Annotated in this window: 15 protein-coding genes; 10 read left to right on the top strand and 5 right to left on the bottom strand. The window is 63.6% G+C overall.

The annotated features are described in order from the left end of the window. Positions 1-228: 228 nt before the first annotated feature. Together FHW58_RS22735 and FHW58_RS22730 are read left to right on the top strand one after the other, a co-directional pair. The gene (locus FHW58_RS22735) at positions 229-1398 is read left to right on the top strand and encodes a nuclear transport factor 2 family protein (RefSeq protein WP_179675458.1); all 1170 of its coding nucleotides are present in this window, start codon (positions 229-231) and stop codon (positions 1396-1398) included. Beyond that, the gene (locus tag FHW58_RS22730; protein ID WP_179675457.1) at positions 1368-2597 is read left to right on the top strand and encodes a murein L,D-transpeptidase family protein; all 1230 of its coding nucleotides are present in this window, start codon (positions 1368-1370) and stop codon (positions 2595-2597) included. The genes FHW58_RS22735 and FHW58_RS22730 overlap by 31 nt, the downstream gene beginning before the upstream one ends. 48 nt (positions 2598-2645) lie before the next feature. On the opposite strand, the gene FHW58_RS22725 is transcribed toward FHW58_RS22730, so the two are convergent. Further along, on the bottom strand, positions 2646-3191 hold the full coding sequence (locus tag FHW58_RS22725; protein ID WP_179675456.1) for an acyloxyacyl hydrolase: 546 nt from the start codon (positions 3189-3191) through the stop codon (positions 2646-2648). Positions 3192-3284: 93 nt separating this feature from the next. Here FHW58_RS22725 and FHW58_RS22720 point away from each other — a divergent pair, with 93 nt between their 5' ends. Continuing rightward, positions 3285-4181, top strand: a complete 897-nt coding sequence (locus FHW58_RS22720) for an NAD(P)-dependent oxidoreductase (RefSeq protein ID WP_255484693.1) — start codon at positions 3285-3287, stop codon at positions 4179-4181. Position 4182: 1 nt separating this feature from the next. On the opposite strand, the gene FHW58_RS22715 is transcribed toward FHW58_RS22720, so the two are convergent. Then, entirely contained in the window at positions 4183-5379 is a 1197-nt protein-coding gene (locus tag FHW58_RS22715) for a M20 aminoacylase family protein (protein WP_179675455.1), read from the bottom strand. Positions 5380-5518: 139 nt separating this feature from the next. On the opposite strand from FHW58_RS22715, the gene FHW58_RS22710 reads away from it, so the two are divergent. The 4 genes from FHW58_RS22710 to FHW58_RS22695 all read left to right on the top strand — a co-directional run bounded on the left by FHW58_RS22710 (position 5519) and on the right by FHW58_RS22695 (position 12242). After that, entirely contained in the window at positions 5519-7597 is a 2079-nt protein-coding gene (locus tag FHW58_RS22710; RefSeq protein ID WP_179675454.1) for a molybdopterin-dependent oxidoreductase, read from the top strand. A 30-nt stretch (positions 7598-7627) separates the two neighbouring features. Further along, positions 7628-8734 carry an aminopeptidase gene (locus tag FHW58_RS22705; protein WP_229265457.1) on the top strand — a complete coding sequence of 369 codons (1107 nt, stop codon included), beginning with the start codon at positions 7628-7630 and terminating at the stop codon, positions 8732-8734. Positions 8735-8877: 143 nt separating this feature from the next. After that, complete coding sequence (locus tag FHW58_RS22700; protein WP_179675452.1) at positions 8878-10569, top strand: long-chain-fatty-acid--CoA ligase; 1692 nt, start codon at positions 8878-8880, stop codon at positions 10567-10569. Positions 10570-10571: 2 nt separating this feature from the next. After that, on the top strand, positions 10572-12242 hold the full coding sequence (locus tag FHW58_RS22695; protein ID WP_179675451.1) for a long-chain fatty acid--CoA ligase: 1671 nt from the start codon (positions 10572-10574) through the stop codon (positions 12240-12242). 72 nt (positions 12243-12314) lie between these two features. Here FHW58_RS22695 and FHW58_RS22690 read toward each other — a convergent pair whose 3' ends face one another. After that, positions 12315-13877 (bottom strand): alkaline phosphatase, encoded by a 1563-nt coding sequence (locus FHW58_RS22690; protein ID WP_179675450.1) that lies wholly within the window; start codon positions 13875-13877, stop codon positions 12315-12317. Positions 13878-13896: 19 nt separating this feature from the next. Continuing rightward, a complete protein-coding gene (locus tag FHW58_RS22685; RefSeq protein ID WP_179675449.1) occupies positions 13897-14346 on the bottom strand; it encodes an acyl-CoA thioesterase in 450 nt (149 codons plus the stop codon). A 62-nt stretch (positions 14347-14408) separates the two neighbouring features. Here FHW58_RS22685 and FHW58_RS22680 point away from each other — a divergent pair, with 62 nt between their 5' ends. Then, on the top strand, positions 14409-16235 hold the full coding sequence (locus FHW58_RS22680; RefSeq protein ID WP_179675448.1) for an ABC transporter ATP-binding protein/permease: 1827 nt from the start codon (positions 14409-14411) through the stop codon (positions 16233-16235). A 253-nt stretch (positions 16236-16488) separates the two neighbouring features. After that, entirely contained in the window at positions 16489-16674 is a 186-nt protein-coding gene (locus FHW58_RS22675; RefSeq protein WP_229265456.1) for a hypothetical protein, read from the top strand. A 152-nt stretch (positions 16675-16826) separates the two neighbouring features. On the opposite strand, the gene FHW58_RS22670 is transcribed toward FHW58_RS22675, so the two are convergent. Then, positions 16827-18065 (bottom strand): dicarboxylate/amino acid:cation symporter, encoded by a 1239-nt coding sequence (locus FHW58_RS22670; protein ID WP_179675446.1) that lies wholly within the window; start codon positions 18063-18065, stop codon positions 16827-16829. Between the two features lie 210 nt (positions 18066-18275). Between FHW58_RS22670 and FHW58_RS22665 the strand changes: the two genes are divergently transcribed. Beyond that, positions 18276-19001 (top strand): amino acid ABC transporter ATP-binding protein, encoded by a 726-nt coding sequence (locus tag FHW58_RS22665; protein ID WP_179675445.1) that lies wholly within the window; start codon positions 18276-18278, stop codon positions 18999-19001. Positions 19002-19115: the final 114 nt, after the last annotated feature.

The raw sequence follows: 19115 nt of genomic DNA, 5'->3' as shown, positions 1-19115 counted from the left end.
ACCCCTTCCCATCCCGAACAGGACCGTGAAACGACTCTACGCCGATGATAGTGCTGCAACCAGTGTGAAAGTAGGTTATCGTCAAGCTAGTTATTTAGAAAAAGCCCGTTCAGGTAAAGCCTGAGCGGGCTTTTTTGCGTTTGGCGCAACAGATAGATTTTGCGAGTTTTGACCTGTGGAAAGAAAGGTGTACCATCTCGACTTTCACCGCCTGAGCATCACATTTCAATGAAATTCGCAGCCCAAAGAACGCTGTACTTTACATTGGCATTGATGGCCTGGGCACCTGCCCTAGCCGACGAGTTTGCTGATGTCAGCAAGCTGGCCAAGGCCGGCAAAGTCGCTGACGCCCTCGCCAAAACCAATGAGTACCTGAGCAAGCATCCCGCCGACGCGCAAATGCGCTTCATGAAAGGGGTGTTGTTGTCTGAGCAGAACAAGTCGGAAGAGGCGATCGCCGTCTTCACCAAGCTGACCGAGGATTACAAAGACTTACCGGAGCCCTATAACAATCTGGCGGTGTTGTATGCTGCCAATGGCCAGTATGACAAGGCGCGCGTGGCGCTGGAAAAAGCGATCCGCACCAATCCAAGTTATCAGACGGCCTACGAGAACCTGGGCGATATTTACGGCAAGATGGCCAGCCAGGCTTATGACAAGGCTTTGGCATTGGGCACCGCCACGCCGCCGCCGGGCAAGTCCCGATTGACCATGCTGCGCTCTTTCTCGACCAGTACCGGCCCCACGGTGTCGGCGCCCCCAATGACGGCTGCCGCGGCGCCGGCTCCAGCTCCGGCCCCCGTGATCGCCAAGCCGGCTCCCGCGCCGCTTCCTGCGCCTGCCACGGCGAAGATTGCTGCGGCGCCGACGCCTGCGCCGCTACCGGTCCCCACGCCAGTCAAGGTCGCGCCCGCGGCACCGGCACCTGTCCTGGCGGCCGCGACACCAAAGGCCGTCCCGGCGCAAATGCCCGTCTCGGCCCCTGCACCGACGCCCCCGGCACCAGTGGCGGTGGCCGCCGCACCGCTCAAGCCTGCGCCGGCTCCGAAGCCGGACACTTCCGAGCGTGATGCCGTGCTGGCGCAAGTTCATGCCTGGGCCAAGGCTTGGGCCGCACAGAATGTCGACTCTTATCTGGCCTACTACGGCCCGCAGTTCGAGCCGCCCAAGGGCTTGAGCCGCAAGGCTTGGGCAGAAGAGCGCCGCGCCCGCATCGAGGGCAAGGGACGCATCCAGGTGGAGGTGGCGTCCCCAGAGGTCACGGTGAACGGCAGCACCGCCAGGGTCACCTTCCGCCAGACCTACGAGTCGGACCGCCTGACGGCGCGCAGCCGCAAAACGCTGGTGATGGTCAAGAATGGCGGCAAATGGCAGATCAAGCAGGAAATATCCAATTGAAAGCGCGTTTTATTGCCGGCCTGAGCCTGCTACTGCTCAGCCTCTCGGCAGGGGCGTTCGGCCATGCCGCAAAAAAGCCGGGCCTTACGCCAGCCGCGCGTAACCTCAACCCGGAACAGCGCCTCAACGAAATCTACCAGGACCTTGCCCATCACGATCTCGATGCGGCGCAGCGCAAGGCGGATGCCCTGGTGGAAGCCTATCCGAGTTTCCGCCTGGGACATCTGGTGCGGGGCGACATCCTGCTGATGCACACGCGGCCCGTGGCGGCGTTGGGCGCGGCGGCGCCGGCAGGGGCCGATTCGCGACTGGCTGATTTGCGGCGCGAGGCGGCGGTGCGCTTGCAGGCCTCGCGCCCGGCGCCCACATTGCTGCCGCGTGCGCTGCTGCAGATGCGCAAGGACCAGCGCCATGCGCTCATCGTCGACGCGCGCCATTCGCGCCTCTACCTCTACGAGAACCGCAACGATGGCCTGCGGCTGGTGCAGGACTTCTATGTCAGCCAGGGCAAGCTGGGCATCAACAAGCTGAAGGAAGGCGATATGCGCACGCCGGTGGGCGTGTATTACCTGATCGGCCGCTTGCCGGGTGTTAAGTTGCCGGACATGTACGGCAAGGGCGCGCTGCCGCTGGATTACCCGAACGACTGGGACAAGATCAATGGCCGTAGCGGCTCGGGCATCTGGGTGCATGGCACGCCGCCGGAGACGTTCAGCCGCCCGCCCTTGTCGACCGATGGCTGCGTGGTGGTCAGCAACGATGACCTGAACGTCATCACTCGTACGGTGGAGATCGGCAAAACGCCGATCCTGATCGGCGATCAAGTGGAGTTCGTCAGTAAGGAGCAGGTGGAAAAGGACTTGCAGCAAGCTGCGGCGCTGGTGGAAACCTGGCGTCGCGACGTGGAAAACCGCGATGATGTGAGCCTGAAAGCGTTGTATTCGCCGAAGTTCCGCTCAGCGGGGGATGACAGGATCGATGCCTGGCTGGACAAGAACCGCTATCTGCCGGGGGCGAAAAAGATCAGCGTGACGATCAGCGAGACGAGCTATTTCCGCCAGCCTAGCCAGGAAGAAGTTATTGTCAGCAATTTCACCCAGCAGATTGTGATCGGCAAATTCCGTCACGCGGTGCGCAAGCGGCAATATTGGGCCAAGGAGGGGAAGGACTGGCGGATAGTGGCTGAGACTAACGTGTAGGCACGCTAGCTCAGCACGGGCCCCCGCTGGCGCGGGGAGGGCGGCGGATCAGAAGTGGTACGCGGCGCGCAGTTCGAAGAAGTTCACGCCCGAATTCGGCTTCTTGTAGCCGCCGTTCGAGAAGTGCTGCACGCGGGCGGCAACTTCCCACTTGTTGTCGAACACATAGCCAACGCCCAGGTGGTCGCCGAACTGGAAGTGGGTCGACAGGCGGTTGTCGTCGTTGTTGTACAGCTTGGACAGCATGTGCACGCCGATGCCGCCTTCGTAGTAGATGCCTTTTTTGTTGTCGTTCTGGAAGCGGAACACTGGGGTGAAACCGATGTCCCACAGCTTGTGCTCGACGCCAGGCTGGTTCATGTAAGCGTTTTCGCGCCAGATGCCGGTGCTGGCTTCCCAGTAGCCGCTCAGGTTGGTGCCGTTCGACTGGAACCACTTGGTGTCCCAGTCTTTGGCGGCGCTGAAGCGGACCATTTGGACTTTGGAGCCGGTGCCCACGTCGACCGACACGGAATCAACCAGTTTGTCATCGGCGAACGCGCTTTGCGCAACGACCAGGGCGGCTGCAACCGCCATCATTTTTTTAGCGAACATAGTATCCTTGGAATGTTGAATGCTGTATCTCAGGTTTGTTATACGGCTAACCCGTGATTGTACCGGGGTTCGGGAAAATATTCAGGAGCGGCATTGTCGACGCAAATTAGCTTTTTAGGCATAGGCTTGATGGGGGATCCGATGGCGCGGCGCCTGCTGGCGGCCGGCCATGCGGTCACGGTCTGGAATCGCACCCACGCCAAGGCGGAAGCGCTGGCCGGCGCTGGCGCGCGCGCCGTGCCGGATGTGCAAGAGGCGGTGCGTGGCGCGCAGGTCATCATCTCCATGCTGGAGGCCGGCCCGACGGTGCAACAGGTGCTGGCGGCGGCGCTGCCGGCGCTGGCGCCCAATACACTGTGGATCGACATGAGCTCGACGCAGCAGGCCGAAGCGCAAGCCGTCCATGCGCGGCTGACGGCGCGCGGCTGCCGCTTCATCGACGCCCCGGTGTCCGGCGGCGTGGGCGGCGCGGCGGCCGGCACACTGGCCATCATGGCCGGCGGCGGCGCCGAGGATTTTGCCGAGGCCGAACCGCTGCTGTCCGCCATGGGCCGCGCCACGCTGGTCGGCCCGGCCGGCGCCGGGCAGGTGGCCAAGCTGTGCAATCAGCTGATTGTTGGTGCAACGATCAATATTGTCGCGGAGGCCATGCTGCTGGCGCAGGCGGCCGGCGCCGACCCGGCGGCAATGCGCGCCGCCATCCGCGGCGGGTTTGCCGAGTCGAAGATTTTAGAGGTGCACGGCCAGCGCATGCTGGACCGGAATTTTGTCGCCGGCGGCAAGATCAGCACGCAGTTGAAGGACCAGCGCAACATCCTGGCGGCGGCCGAGGCGGCTGGCGTGGTGCTGCCGCTGACGGAACTGGTGACGGCGCGCTACCTGACGCTGTCCAAAACCATCCCGCAAGCCGATCACGCGGCCGCGCTGATCGGCCTGGAGCAGCTGAATCCGGGCCAGCGCGTTGGCACCGGCCCCGACCAGCTAGGCTGACTCAGGCCGCCTTGGGCAGGCTGGCCTCGGTCAGCTTGACCCAGAAGCTGGCGCCGACCGGCAGCAGGTTGTCGTTGAAGTCGTAGCTGCCGTTGTGCAGCACGCAGGGGCCGAGGCCATGGCCGCCGTCGCGGTGGTCGCCCTCGCCATTGCCGATGAAGATGTAGCAGCCCGGCTTGGCCTGCAGGAAGTAGGCGAAGTCCTCGGCCGCCATCGACGGCTCGGTGTTGTCATCGACCTTGTCGGCGCCCACCACCGACTTCATCACCTCCACCGCGAAGCGCGTCGCTTCCGGATCGTTGACCAGCGGCGGGTAGTTGCGGCGGAAGCGGAATTCCACTTCAGCGCCAAACGCGGCGGCAGTGTTGACGGCCACTTCTTCCATCTGCTTTTCGATCGCGTCCAGCACCTTGGCGGACAGCGTGCGCACCGTGCCGGCCAGCTTGGCCTCGTCGGGAATGACGTTGGTGGCGGTACCGGCGTGGAACTGCGTCAGCGACAGCACGGCGGTGTCGATCGGATTGGTGCGGCGGCTGACGATGGTCTGCCACGCCTGCGCGATCTGCATGCCGATGATGACCGGGTCGATGCACTTGTGCGGCTGCGCGGCGTGGCCGCCCTTGCCCTTCACCGTCAGATAGAACTCGTTACTGGAGGCCATTTGCGGGCCGGGCGTGACGCTCATGTGGCCGGACGGGATGCCGGGCCAGTTGTGCATGCCGTAGATGGCGTCCATCGGGCATTGCTCGAACAGGCCATCGTCGATCATGCGCCGGGCGCCGGCGCCGCCTTCTTCCGCCGGCTGGAAAATGAGGTAAACCGTTCCGTCGAAATTGCGGTTGTCGGCCAGGTGTTTGGCCGCGCCCAGCAGCATGGCGGTGTGGCCGTCATGGCCGCAGGCGTGCATCTTGCCGGGATGGCGCGAGGCGTGCGGGAAGGTGTTCACTTCCTGCATCGGCAGCGCGTCCATGTCGGCGCGCAGGCCGATGGCGCGCGCCGAGGTGCCGTTCCGGATGATGCCGACCACGCCGGTCACGCCCAGGCCGCGTATCACCGGGATGCCCCATTCGGTGAGCTTGGCGGCCACCACCTCGGACGTGCGTTGTTCTTCGTAGCAGAGTTCCGGATGGGCGTGCAGGTCGCGCCGTATCGCTTGAATTTCGGATTGAAATGCAATGATGGGATCTACCAGTTTCATGCTGCTTCTCCAATAATTCGGGTCGCTTGCTTTTTAAGCATCGAGAACAGCCATTGTAGCCCTTGTCAGCCGACTAAAGCCAGAGCGGGCGCAATGGTTTACGATACCGTTTTACGCATATGCTTCCCTGGATTTTTTCATGACTACCACACAAGTCCGCGCAGCCTGCCCGCTCGACTGCCCCGACACCTGCGCCCTGCTGGTGACGGTGGAAGACGGCGTCGCCACCGCGGTCAAGGGCGATCCCGACCACCCGACCACGGCCGGCGTGCTGTGCACCAAAGTGTCGCGCTATACCGAGCGCACCTACCACGAAGACCGCTTGCTGTACCCGCTCAAGCGCGTCGGCAAAAAAGGCGAGGGCAAGTTCCAGCGCATCAGCTGGGACGAGGCGCTGGACACCATCGCCGCGCGCCTGAAGCCGATCGCCGCGCGCGCGCCGGAAGCCATCCTGCCCTACAGCTATTGCGGCACCATGGGACTGATCCAGGGCGAGTCGATGTCGTCGCGCTTCTTCAACAAGATCGGCGCCTCGCTGCTGGACCGCACCATCTGCGCGATGGCCGGCGCCACCGGCTACAAGTACACCATCGGCAGCTCGGTCGGCACCGACATGGAGCAGTTCCAGAGCGCCAAGCTGCTGATCATCTGGGGCGGCAATCCGATCGCCTCCAACCTGCACTTCTGGATGCGCGCGCAGGAAGCCAAGCGCAATGGCGCGAAGCTGATCGCCATCGATCCCTACCGCTCGCTGACGGCCGAGAAGTGCCACCAGCACATCGCCCTGCTGCCCGGCACCGACTCGGCGCTGGCGCTGGGCATGATGCATGTGCTGATCGCCGAAGACCTGCTGGACCACGACTACATCGCGCGGTACACGCTGGGCTTCGATCAGTTGAAGGAACGCGCCGCCGAATGGACGCCGGAACGCACGGCGGCCACCTGCGGCATCACGGTCGCCGAAGTGGTGGAGCTGGCGCGCCTGTACGGCGGCATGGCCAAAACCGGCGAGCCAGTGGCGATCCGCACCAACTATGGCGTGCAGCGCGTGCATGGCGGCGGCATGGCGGTGCGGAATATCGCCTGCCTGCCGGCGCTGGTGGGCGCGTGGCGCCATCCGGCCGGCGGCGTGCAGCTGTCGGCCAGCGGCTCCTTCCCGACCAACAAGGCCAGGCTGCAGCGCACCGATTTGCTGAAGAAGATCCCGCGCACCATCAACATGAGCACCATCGGCGACGACCTGCTGCGGCCGGCGTCGCCGGCGTTCGGGCCGGCGGTGGAGGCGGTCATCGTCTACAACTCGAATCCGGTGGCGGTGGCGCCGGATTCGGACAAGGTGATGCGCGGCTTCCTGCGCGAGGATTTGTTCACGGTGGTGCTGGAGCACTTCCAGACCGACACCGCGGATTACGCCGACATCGTGCTGCCGGCCACCACGCAGCTGGAGCACCTCGACGCCCACACCTCCTACGGCCACCTGTACATGATGGCGAATAACCCCGCCATCGCGCCGATCGGCGAGGCCAAGCCGAACACCGAAATCTTCCGCCTGCTGGCGGCGCGCATGGGCTTTGACGACGACTGCTTCAAGGAGACGGACGACCAGCTGGCGTCCATCGCCTTCAACGCGCAGGATGCGCGCGCGGTCGGTTTCGACTGGGACGCCTTGAAGCGCCAGGGCTGGCAGAGACTGAACATGCCGGCCGCGCCGTTCGCGCAGGGCGGCTTCGCCACGCCGTCCGGCAAGTGCGAGTTCTATTCCGCGAAGATGGCCAAGGACGGACTCGATCCGCTGCCGGCCTACGTGCCGCCGTATGAATCGGCGGCCAGCAATCCGGCGCTGGCGGCGCGCTATCCGCTGGCGATGATTTCTCCGCCGGCGCGCAACTTCCTCAACTCCACCTTCGTCAACGTCAAGAGCCTGCGTGCGACGGAGGGCGAGCCGCATCTGGACATCCATCCCGACGACAGCGCGGCGCGCGGCATCGCGCACGGCGACATGGTCCGCATCTTCAATGACCGCGGCTCCTTTGTGGCCAAGGCGCGCGTGACGGACAAGGCGCGCGCGGGTCTCGTTGTCGGCTTGTCAGTGTGGTGGAAAAAGCTCGCCACGGATGGCAAAAACGCCAATGAGGTTACCAGCCAACAGTTGACAGATATGGGCCGCGCGCCGACGTTTTACGATACACTGGTTCAAGTCGAGAGAGTCGCCGCTTGAAGGTAATGTATGCGCAATATTGCACGCCGAATGCTCCGCGCCAGGTACTGGCTGGTGCCGGCGTGCGCCGCCGCGATGCTGGCCGGCTGCGCGCAATTCAAGTACTACATGCAGGCCGCGCAAGGCCAGTATGCGCTGTGGTCGGACGCGCGTCCGATCGACGACTGGCTCGGTGATCCGTCCACCGATCCGCAGCTCAAGGCGCGCCTGGAAAAGGCGCTGTTGATCCGCAAGTTCGCGGTCAGGGAACTGGGCCTGCCGGACAACGCCAGCTACAAAAATTACGCCGCCTTGTCGCGCCCCTTCGTGCTGTGGAACGTGGTGGCGACGCCGGAGCTGTCGCTGCGGCCGATCCAGTGGTGCTTCCCGATCGCGGGCTGCGTCAGCTATCGCGGCTACTACAGCAAGGACGATGCGCTGGCCTACGCCGACGAACTGCGCAAGGAGGGCAACGACGTGCAGGTGGGCGGCGTGCCGGCGTATTCCACGCTGGGCTGGTTCAGCGATCCGCTGCTGTCCACCTTCATCAACTATTCCGACGCCGAGCTGGCGCGCATGGTGTTCCACGAGCTGGCGCACCAGGTGGTGTACGTGCCGGGCGATACGCAATTCAACGAGAGCTTCGCCACCGCGGTGGAGGAGGCCGGCGTGGCGCGCTGGCTGGAGCTGTATGGCACCGATCCGATGCGCGAGGCCTATGCCCGCTACAACGCGCGGCGGCAGGACTTCCTGGCGCTGCTGGTGCGCCACCGCAAAATGCTGGCCGACCTGTACGCCAGCAAGACCAGCACCCGCCACAAGCGCGCCGAGAAGGCGCGCATCTTCGCCCATCTCAAATCCGACTATCTGAAGCTGAAGGAAAGCTGGGGCGGCTACGCCGGCTACGACCGCTGGTTTGCCGAGCCGCTGACCAACGCCCACCTGTCCGCCGTGGGGACGTACCACGATTATCTACCGGCCTTCCGGGCGTTGCTAAAGCAGGAACGAACGTTCGTGCGTTTCTATGCTGCGGTGCAAAAGATAGCGACTCTTGATGTAGTTCAACGCCGCCAGCAGTTGGACGTCTTGGGCCGCCCGGCGATGCTCAACGCGGAGGGCACCAAGGATGGTTCCGCCGGCGCCGAAGGCGCGCATTGATGTTGCGCCGCGTCATGAAAAGCCGTTAGAACCTCCGTTCTAATTATGGTTAAATGCGCTTGCGTACGGGCTTGGTGCCCGATAGCATCGCATCATCAGCAAGCTCCCCTTACAACGATAATTATTCGAGACAGAGGCACAGGATGGAGAAAATCTGGTTGAAATCGTATCCGCCGGGCATGCAGACCGAGGTCGATACGGGTCAGTACCGTTCGCTGGTGCAGTTGCTGGAAGAAGCTTTCCACAAGTATGCCGACCGCAACGCTTACGTCTGCATGGACAAGTTCCTCACCTATGCCGAAATCGACGCGTACTCGAAGCGTCTGGGCGCGTGGCTGCAAAGCCGCGGCCTGAAGCCGGGGGCGCGGGTGGCCATCATGATGCCGAACGTGCTGCAGTATCCGATCGCGATCGCGGCCATCCTGCGCGCCGGCTACACGGTGGTCAACGTCAATCCGCTGTACACGCCGCGCGAGCTGGAGCACCAGCTGAACGATGCCGGCGCCGAGGCCATCATCATCCTGGAGAACTTTGCCACCACGCTGGAGCAGGTGCTGGGGCGGACCCAGGTCAAGCACATCGTCGTGGCCAGCATGGGCGAGATGCTCGGCAGCCTGAAGGGCATGCTGGTCAATTTTGTGGTGCGCAATGTGAAGAAGCTGGTGCCGGCGTTTTCGCTGCCGAACGCGGTGCGCTTCAAGGACGCGCTGTCGCAGGGCGGCGGCATGAAGCTGACGCCGGTCGAGCGGCAGTACAACGATCCGGCGTTCTTGCAGTACACCGGCGGCACCACCGGCGTGTCCAAGGGCGCGACGCTGACGCACCAGAACATCGTCGCCAACCTGCTGCAGAGCGAGGCGTGGTCGCAGCCGGCGCTGGGCGATTCCAGCGCGCAGACGACCATCGTCTGCGCGCTGCCGCTGTACCATATCTTCGCGCTGACGGCGTGCGCGATGTGGGGCATGCGGGTGGGCGCGCTGAACATCCTGATTCCGAATCCGCGCGACATCGGCGGCTTCGTCAAGGAGCTGGCCAAGTACAAGTTCAACATGTTCCCGGCGGTGAACACGCTGTACAACGCGCTGCTGAACCATCCGGATTTCGCCCACCTGGATTTCTCGGCGCTCAAGATCTGCAACGGCGGCGGCATGGCGGTGCAGCAGTCCGTCAACGACCGCTGGCTGAAGGTGACCGGTGTGTCCATCATCGAGGGTTACGGCTTGTCCGAGACCTCGCCGGTGGCCACCTGCAACCGCGCCGACAGCACGGCGTTCACCGGCACCATCGGCCTGCCGGTGCCGTCGACCGACATCGCCATCCTGGATGACGACGGCAAGGAAGTGCCGCTGGGCACGCCGGGCGAGATCGCTATCCGCGGCCCGCAGGTGATGGCCGGCTACTGGAACCGGCCAGACGAAACCGCCAAGGTGATGACGCCGGAGGGTTTCTTCAAATCCGGCGACGTCGGCGTGATGGATGAGCGCGGCTTCGTTAAAATTGTCGACCGCAAGAAGGATATGATCCTGGTGTCGGGCTTCAACGTCTATCCGAACGAGCTGGAAGGCGTGATCGCCGCCCATCCGGGCGTGCTGGAGTGCGCCGCGATCGGCGTGCCGGACGAGCATTCCGGCGAGGCGGTGAAAATCTTCGTGGTCCGCAAGGACCCGAACCTGACGCAGGAGGCGCTGATGGCCTACTGCAAAGAACAACTGACCGGCTATAAAAAGCCGAAATACATTGAGTTCCGCGAGGAGCTCCCAAAAACCAATGTCGGGAAAATTCTGCGCCGCATGTTGCGCGACGAACCACCCGGCGAGAAGAAGAAGGCAGCATAAAGATGGAAAAGATTTGGCTCAAGTCGTACCCGGAAGGCGTACCGGCGGAGATCGACCCCACCCAGTTCCGCTCGGTGACACACCTGATGGAGGAATCGTTCCGCAAGTACGCGGACCGCAATGCCTTCGTGTGCATGGACAAATTCCTGACCTACGGCGAGCTGGATCACCTGTCGCAGCAAGTGGGCGCGTGGCTGCAGTCGAAAGGCCTGCAGCCGGGCGCGCGCGTGGCGGTCATGCTGCCAAACGTGCTGCAGTATCCGGTGATCATGGCCGGCATCCTGCGCGCCGGCTACACCGTGGTCAACGTCAATCCGCTGTACACGCCGCGCGAGCTGCAGCACCAGCTGACCGACTCCGGTGCCGAAGCCATCTTCGTGCTGGAAAACTTTGCCACCACGGTGCAGCAGGTGGTGGCGCAGACTTCCGTCAAGCACGTGGTGGTGGCCAGCATGGGCGATATGCTGGGCGGGCTGAAGGGCTTTATCGTCAACTTCGTGGTGCGCAATGTGAAGAAGATGGTGCCGGCGTTTTCGCTGCCGGGATCGGTGTCGTTCAAGCAGGTGCTGGCGGAAGGCGCGGGCAAGACGCTGCAGCCGGCCAAGCAGGGGCATGACGATATCGCCTTCCTGCAGTACACCGGGGGGACCACCGGCGTGTCCAAGGGCGCCATCCTGCTGCACCGGAATATCATCGCCAACGTGCTGCAAAACGAGGCGTGGCTGCAGATGAAGGCCGGCGGCGAGCCGATGGTGTTTGTGGCCGCGCTGCCGCTGTATCACATCTATTCGCTGACGGTCAGCGCCTTCATGAGCATCCGCACCGGCGGCCTGAGCCTGCTGATTCCGAATCCGCGCGACATCCCTGGCTTCGTCAAGGAGCTGGCCAAGTACAAGGTGACGGTGCTGCCGGCCGTGAACACGCTGTACAACGCGCTGCTGAACAACGCCGACTTCGCCAAGCTGGACTTCTCGTCCTACAAGCTGTGCAACGGCGGCGGCATGGCGGTGCAGAAGGGCGTGGCCGAGCGCTGGCTGAAGGTGACCGGCACGCCGATCATCGAGGGCTATGGCCTGTCCGAGACGTCGCCGGTGGCCACCGCCAACCGCATCGACATCAAGGAATTCACCGGCACCATCGGCCTGCCGATTCCATCGACCGAGGTGGCGATCCTGGACGACGATGGCAAGCCGCTGCCGATCGGCTCGACCGGCGAGATCGCGATTCGTGGTCCGCAGGTGATGGCCGGCTACTGGAACCGCCCCGAGGAAACCGCCAAGTCGATGACGGCCGACGGCTTCTTCAAGACCGGCGACGTGGGCGTGATGAACGAAGACGGCTACACCAAGATTGTCGACCGCAAGAAGGACATGATCATCGTCTCCGGCTTCAACGTCTATCCGAACGAGGTGGAAGAGGTGGTGGCGTCGCATCCTGGCGTGCTGGAAGTGGCGTGCATCGGGGTGCCGGACAAGAACTCGGGCGAGGCGGTGAAGCTGTTCGTGGTGCGCAAGGATCCCAACCTGACCGCCGAGCAGATTCTCGACTACTGCAAGCACGAGCTGACCGCCTACAAGAAGCCGAAGTACATCGAGTTCCGCGACGAGCTGCCGAAGACCAACGTCGGCAAGATCCTGCGCCGCCAGCTGCGCGACGAAAAAGCCGCCGCCTGACCCCCGTCGTCCCGGCGCAGGCCGGGACCCATAGAACGTCTCCGTATTTAGCTCAGCATGGGTCCCGGCGGGTCAGGTTTTGCGCAGGCCCGGCTGGCCATTGCGGACCACGAAGCCGGCGGCGCGGGCGATGGCGCTGGCGCTGTTGTGCACATCGTCCAGCGCCAGAAAGTGGGCGGTGGTGTCGGCCGGCGTGATGGTCAGCAGCATGTAGCCACGCTTGTCGCTGCGGCCATACTTGATGGCGTGATTCATCCTCACATATTCCTCCGTGCGCGCCTGCGGGCGTGACGGCGACGTCACCGACGTGCCGCAGAACTCCGTCGCCACCAGCGGATTGCCGGCACTGCGCGGGCGCGATGGATTGCGCGCCAGCTCGCCGGCAAAGAAGCTGTGCACATCCCCCGACAGCACCAGCGGATTGCTGGCCCGGCTGGTGTAGAGCGTGTCCATCAGGCGCTGGCGCGCCACCGGATAACCATCCCAGCCATCGGTCCAGAAGCGGCCGTCGCCCTCCTTCACGACAGGCACTTGGCTGTTCTGCGCCATCAGCGTCTGCTGGGCGAGGATGTTCCAGCGCGCCGGCGAAGCGCTCAGTCCCTGCGCCAGCCATTGTTCCTGCTCCTTGCCCAGCATGCTGCGGCCGCGGTCCAGCAGCGCCGGGCAGTCGCGCGGCGTTACCGAGCTGGAACCGCCGCGTCCCTTCGGCGGACAGGCGTGGTAGGCGCGGTATTGGCGGTCGTCCAGCACGTGGAAGCGCGCCAGCCTGCCCCAGTCGTAGCGCTGGAAGATGCGCAGGTGAGCGAAGTCTGTCGGCGTCGAGGACAGCCGAAGCGGCATGTGCTCGTAGAAGGCCTGGTACGCGGCCGCGCGGCGTTCGATGAAGCGCGGATTGAGACGCTCATCACGGTCGTTGCCGTAATCGTTGGCCACCTCGTGGTCATCCCAGGTGACGATCCACGGCGCGGCGTGGTGCGCGGCCTGCAGTTGCGGGTCGGTTTTGTACTGGGCATAGCGCGCGCGGTAGTCGGCCAGCGTGAAGCACTCGGAGACGCGTACCGCGCTTTTCGGATGCTGCAGCTGGTACGGCCCCCACTCATAAATGTAATCGCCCAGGAAGGCCACCAGGTCCGGCGCGGCGGCGGCGATGTGGCGGTGCGCCGCATAGGTGCCGAATTCCCAGTGCTGGCAGGACGCCACGGCCAGCTTCAGCGTGGACGGCATGGCATCGGCGGCGGGTGCGGTGCGGGTGCGGCCGACCGGGCTGACGGCGTCGCCCAGCATGAAGCGATACCAGTACCAGCGATCCGGCCGCAAGCCGGTGACGTCGACGTGTACGCTGTGCGCCAGTTCGGGCGGCGCGCTGGCCGTGCCCTTGGCAACGATGCGGCGGAAGTTGTCGTCCTCCGCCATCTCCCAGCGCACGCTGAAGGCCAGCGGCGGCGTCGTCGTCGCATCGAGGGGGTGTTGCAAAACGCGAGTCCAGATCACCACCGCGTTGGGCAGCGGCGAGCCCGAAGCCACGCCTAGCGAGAACGGATACGCCGCAAGGGGTCCGACCCCTTTTGGCTGTTCGGGTTGAAAGGTGCCAAGCGCGGCCAAGGCGCCGAGAAAGATGCGGCGTTGTTCATCCATGCAGCGCAGGCTATCACGCTTACTGCTGGATCAGCGTTTCGATAGGCGGCACCTTGCGCGGCTTGCGGTTGGAGTCCGTCGCCACGTAGGTCAGCGTGGCCTCGGTCACTTTCACGGTGTCGGCCTGCAGGCGGTTGCGCTCGGCGTACACCTCCACCTGTACCGTAATGGACGTATTGCCAACCTTGACAATATCAGCATAGAACGACAGCAGGTCGCCCACGAACACCGGATTCTTGAACACGAACGAGTTCACCGCGATGGTGGCCACACGGCCATTGGCGCGACGGGTGGCCGGCAGCGAGCCGGCAATGTCCACCTGGGCCATGATCCAGCCGCCGAACACGTCGCCGTAGACGTTGGCGTCGGACGGCGCCGGCATCATCCGCAGTTCCGGCATCTTCCCGGCTGGCAGGCCACGATTGACGGTGGTGACGGCGATAGGGGAGGGCGTTGGGGACGTGGTCATCTTAAAATCTCTTCAGGGGCTACAATAAACAAGATTGAAACATAAAAACGCTATTATCCACCATGCGCCGTTATTCCGAATCCCCGCCAGCTCCCGCCAGCACGCCCGCTTCGTCCCGCAGCGATTTCTCCACCCTCCGCACCCTGCTGCCGTATTTGTGGGTCTACAAATGGCGCGTGGCGCTGGCGCTGGGCTGCCTGGTCGGCGCCAAGCTGGCCAACGTCGGCGTGCCGGTGGTGATGAAAAAGCTGATCGATTCGCTGACCATCACGCCGTCCCATCCGCAAGCCTTGCTGGTGCTGCCGCTCGGCGCGCTGGTGGCGTATGGCGTGCTGCGCGTGTCGACCACCGTGTTCACCGAGCTGCGTGAATTCCTGTTCGCGCGCGTGACGCAGCGCGCCGTGCGCACCATCGCGCTGAAGGTGTTCCGCCACCTGCACGCGCTGTCGCTGCGTTTCCACCTGAACCGCCAGACCGGCGGCATGACGCGCGATATCGAACGCGGCACGCGCGCCGTCGGCTCGCTGATCTCGTACACGCTGTTTAACATCCTGCCGACGCTGGTGGAGATTACGCTGGTGCTGGGCTATCTGGTCACGCATTACGACATCTGGTTCTCGGTGATCACCTTTGTGGCGCTGGTGTCGTACATTACCTTCACGGTGATCATCACCAACTGGCGCACGCACTTCCGCCGCACCATGAACGAGATGGACTCGAAGGCCAACACCAAGGCCATCGACTCGCTGATCAACTACGAAACGGTGAAGTACTTCGGCAACGAGGAGTACGAGGCGCGCCGCTACGACGAGGGCTTGCAGAACTACGAGAGCGCGGCGGTCAAGTCGCAAACGTCGCTGTCGCTGCTGAACACCGGCCAGTCGATGATCATCGCCATTGCGGTGACGCTGATCCTGTGGCGCGCCACGGTGGGCGTCATCGACGGCAAGATGACGCTGGGCGATCTGGTGCTGGTCAACTCCTTCATGATCCAGCTGTACATTCCGCTGAACTTCCTCGGCGTGATCTACCGCGAAATCAAGCAAAGCCTGGCGGACATGGAGAAGCTGTTCTCGCTGCTGGACCAGAACCGCGAAATCGCCGACGCGCCGGACGCCAGGCCGCTGGTCACGCATGGCGCGCAGGTGCGCTTCAACCACGTTGACTTCAGCTACGATCCCAAGCGCCAGATCCTGTTCGACGTCGACTTCACCATCGCGCCGGGCACCACGACAGCGGTGGTGGGCCACAGCGGTTCCGGCAAGTCGACCTTGTCGCGTTTGCTGTTCCGCTTCTATGAAGTCAACAGCGGCAGCATTACCATCGACGGCCAGGACCTGCGCTCGCTGACGCAGGACTCGGTGCGCCACGCCATCGGCATCGTGCCGCAGGATACGGTGCTGTTCAACGACACCATCGAATACAACATCGCCTACGGCAAGCCGGGCGCCTCGCACGACGAGATCGTGGCCGCCGCGCGCGCCGCGTCGATCCACGACTTCATCGACAGCCTGCCGGATGGGTACAAGAGCATGGTCGGTGAGCGCGGCCTGAAGCTGTCCGGCGGCGAAAAGCAGCGCGTGGCGATTGCGCGCACGCTGCTGAAGAATCCCGCCATCCTGATCTTCGACGAAGCCACGTCGGCGCTGGACTCCAAGGCGGAGCAGGCGATTCAGGCGCAGTTGAAGGAAATCTCGCGCACCCGCACGACGATGGTGATCGCCCACCGCCTGTCCACCGTGGCCGATGCGCAGCAGATCATCGTGCTGGATCATGGCCGCATCGTCGAACGCGGCACCCATCAATCGCTGCTGGCCGCCAACGGCCTGTACGCGCAGATGTGGGAGCGCCAGCAGGCCAAGGCTGAGGAAGAGGACAGCGTCGTCTGAACCTTCAGACCAACGATTCCGCGTAATGGCTGCGCTTGCTTGCTGTGCGCTGCCTCAAGGCGCATCATGTGCGCACGGACTACGCTTCAATGACATCTTTTACCGCAGAAGCCTGGGCCACGACGTCGCCATGAGCCCTTTATTACGCAGGGGCTGTGATGGGTGGCATTGCCGCGGCAACCGGCCGAACGTTTGCGGGCGCCTGATGCACCATCCTGAGCTATACGCGGAGGAACCAATGAAAGATGGGTTAATGCTACTGCTTACCGGAGTGATTTGTGCTGGTGGCGCAGCACTATTTTTCCGATTCTTTGGGAGCGATGCGGTCAACATCATCTTGTTGTTGACACTGATTTGTACGCTGATTGACAACGCTCGTCTGCGCCGCCGGTTGCGGGAGATGGGGGCCAGGCCGGAGGGCAAGCGCACCTGGCTGTAATGAAAAAGGCCGCTTGCAGGCGCGATCCTGTTACGTTGGCGTTTACCCGGTCATTCCGGCGCAGGCCGGAATCCATACGCAGCATGTGTCATGTCATGCGTGCGTTCTATGGGGTCCGGCTTGCGCCGGAACGACGGGCTTGACTGGCGGTGTTATGTAGCAGCTTTCGGCGTGTCCATCTCGCCTTCCCACTTGGCGACCACGGCGGTGGCGATGCCGTTGCCGATGACGTTGGTGGCCGAGCGCGCCATGTCGAGGAAGTGGTCGATGCCCAGCAGCAGCAGCATGCCGGCTTCCGGAATGTTGAACTGGCCCAGCGTGGCGGCAATCACCACCAGCGACGCGCGCGGCACGCCGGCCATGCCTTTCGAGGTCAGCATCAGCACCGCCATCATGGTCATCTGCTGGCCCAGCGACATCTCGATGCCGTAGGCCTGGGCGATGAACACGGTGGCGAAGGTGCAGTACATCATCGAGCCGTCCAGGTTGAACGAGTAGCCGATCGGCAGCACGAACGAGGCGATGCGGTTGCGCACGCCAAAGCGCTCGAGGCCTTCCAGCGTTTTCGGGTAGGCTGCCTCGCTCGACGCGGTCGAGAACGCCAGCAGCGCCGGGCTGCGCATTTCCTTCATCAGGTCGAAGATGCGGCGCTTGAGGAACAGGAAGCCGATGAAGATCAGCAGCGCCCACAGCAGCGCGATGCCGAAGTAGAACTCGGCCATGAACACGCCGTAGGTCTGCAGCACGCCCAGGCCGCTTTTGGCGATGGTGCCGGCCACCGCCGCAAACACCGCGAACGGCGCGAACTGCATGACGTAGCCGGTGACTTTCAGCATCACGTGGGCCACGCCGTCCAGCGCTTCGATCAGCGCGTTGGCCTTGGGGCCGACCGCGGCCGCCGCCGAGCCGAAGAACAGCGAGAAGATCACGATCTGCAGGATTTCATTCTTGGCCATACCGTCGACGATGGAGGCCGGCACCAGGTGGGTGACGAAGTCCTTCAGCGTCAGGCTGGAGGTGGCCAGGTCGGCCTTGGCGGCGGTGGCGGCCATGTGGCCCAGCAGCGCGTCGCCCGGACGGAAGATGTTGACCAGAATCAGGCCCAGCGTCAGCGACATGACCGAGGCGATGAAGAACCAGCCCAGCGTCTTGATGCCGACGCGGCCGACGGCGCTGGCGTCGCCCATCTTGGCGATGCCGCACACCAGCGTGGAGAACACCAGCGGTGCGATAATCATTTTGATCAGGCGCAGGAACAGCGTGGTGATCAGCGCCATGGTGTCGGCAAAGCCGGTTGGGTTGGCCAGGTTATCGTGGGCGAAATAGCCGGTGATGATGCCTAGCGCCAGTCCAATCAGGATGTACGTGGTCAATCGGCTTTGTTTGTTCATATTGTTGGGTTTCCTGTGGTAGTGTCTCTTCTTGGCCTGCACAGCGGGCAGGTTGGCGGCCACTGCGTTCTTCCTGGCGTGGCGACAGCCGGTTGGAAGGTGCGCCGGCTGCTGAAACTATTGGCAAGTTCCGCAGTATCCTTGTGGGCAGGGACGCTGTCAAGCGCGTGGGCGCCGCGCGCCGTGCCAGACCGAATAATCTATTTTCTTATGATCGAAATCAAAAACATCAGCAAGTGGTATGGCCAATTCCAGGTGTTGAAGGATTGCAGCACCCGTGTCAGCAAGGGCGATGTGATGGTGATTTGCGGGCCGTCCGGCTCCGGCAAGTCGACCCTGATCAAGACCGTCAACGGGCTGGAACCGTTTCAGCAGGGGGAAATCATCGTCGATGGCACCTCGGTCGGCGCCAGGGGCACCGATCTGCCGGCCCTGCGGGCGCGGATCGGCATGGTGTTTCAGAACTTTGAGCTGTTCCCGCATTTATCGGTGCGCGACAACCTGACGTTGGGCCAGATCAAGGTGCTGGGCCGTGGCGTGGACGAGGCCACCGCGCGCGGTTTGCAGTATCTGGACCGGGTCGGCCTGCTGGCGCAGCAGGACAAATTCCCCGGCCAGTTGTCGGGCGGGCAGCAGCAGCGGGTGGCGATCGCCCGCGCGCTGGCCATGGACCCGATCGCCATGCTGTTCGACGAGCCGACCTCGGCGCTGGACCCGGAGATGATCAACGAGGTGCTGGATGTGATGGTCGGCCTGGCGCAGGAGGGCATGACCATGATGGTGGTGACGCACGAAATGGGCTTCGCCCGCAAGGTGGCCAACCGGGTGGTGTTCATGGACCAGGGCGCGATCCTGGAGGACGCGTCCAAGGACGAGTTCTTCCAGGCCCCGCGCACCGAGCGCGCGCGCGATTTCCTGGCGCGTATCATTCACTGATTAATCATAGCTCCTCCACATACGCAGGATGCGGACGGTTTTTTCGTCAGGGAAGACTTCGTACCTTTTGCGCCTGGCGCGAATATAGCAGCTGCCAGCTCACCAGCTCAATTC

The organism is Duganella sp. 1224 (assembly GCF_013408245.1).
GTDB lineage: Bacteria > Pseudomonadota > Gammaproteobacteria > Burkholderiales > Burkholderiaceae_D > Rugamonas.
This window is presented reverse-complemented; position numbering and strand designations above follow the sequence as displayed.

Bases quoted from the DNA above. Each gene is read 5' to 3' on its own strand.
- FHW58_RS22690 (WP_179675450.1), bottom strand. From the start codon at position 13,877: ATGGATGAACAACGCCGCATCTTTCTCGGCGCCTTGGCCGCGCTTGGC.
- FHW58_RS22675 (WP_229265456.1), top strand. From the start codon at position 16,489: ATGCTACTGCTTACCGGAGTGATTTGTGCTGGTGGCGCAGCACTATTT.
- FHW58_RS22710 (WP_179675454.1), top strand. From the start codon at position 5,519: ATGACTACCACACAAGTCCGCGCAGCCTGCCCGCTCGACTGCCCCGAC.
- FHW58_RS22715 (WP_179675455.1), bottom strand. From the start codon at position 5,379: ATGAAACTGGTAGATCCCATCATTGCATTTCAATCCGAAATTCAAGCG.
- FHW58_RS22665 (WP_179675445.1), top strand. From the start codon at position 18,276: ATGATCGAAATCAAAAACATCAGCAAGTGGTATGGCCAATTCCAGGTG.
- FHW58_RS22700 (WP_179675452.1), top strand. From the start codon at position 8,878: ATGGAGAAAATCTGGTTGAAATCGTATCCGCCGGGCATGCAGACCGAG.
- FHW58_RS22685 (WP_179675449.1), bottom strand. From the start codon at position 14,346: ATGACCACGTCCCCAACGCCCTCCCCTATCGCCGTCACCACCGTCAAT.
- FHW58_RS22735 (WP_179675458.1), top strand. From the start codon at position 229: ATGAAATTCGCAGCCCAAAGAACGCTGTACTTTACATTGGCATTGATG.
- FHW58_RS22680 (WP_179675448.1), top strand. From the start codon at position 14,409: ATGCGCCGTTATTCCGAATCCCCGCCAGCTCCCGCCAGCACGCCCGCT.
- FHW58_RS22670 (WP_179675446.1), bottom strand. From the start codon at position 18,065: ATGAACAAACAAAGCCGATTGACCACGTACATCCTGATTGGACTGGCG.
- FHW58_RS22730 (WP_179675457.1), top strand. From the start codon at position 1,368: ATGGCAGATCAAGCAGGAAATATCCAATTGAAAGCGCGTTTTATTGCC.
- FHW58_RS22705 (WP_229265457.1), top strand. From the start codon at position 7,628: ATGCTCCGCGCCAGGTACTGGCTGGTGCCGGCGTGCGCCGCCGCGATG.
- FHW58_RS22725 (WP_179675456.1), bottom strand. From the start codon at position 3,191: ATGTTCGCTAAAAAAATGATGGCGGTTGCAGCCGCCCTGGTCGTTGCG.
- FHW58_RS22695 (WP_179675451.1), top strand. From the start codon at position 10,572: ATGGAAAAGATTTGGCTCAAGTCGTACCCGGAAGGCGTACCGGCGGAG.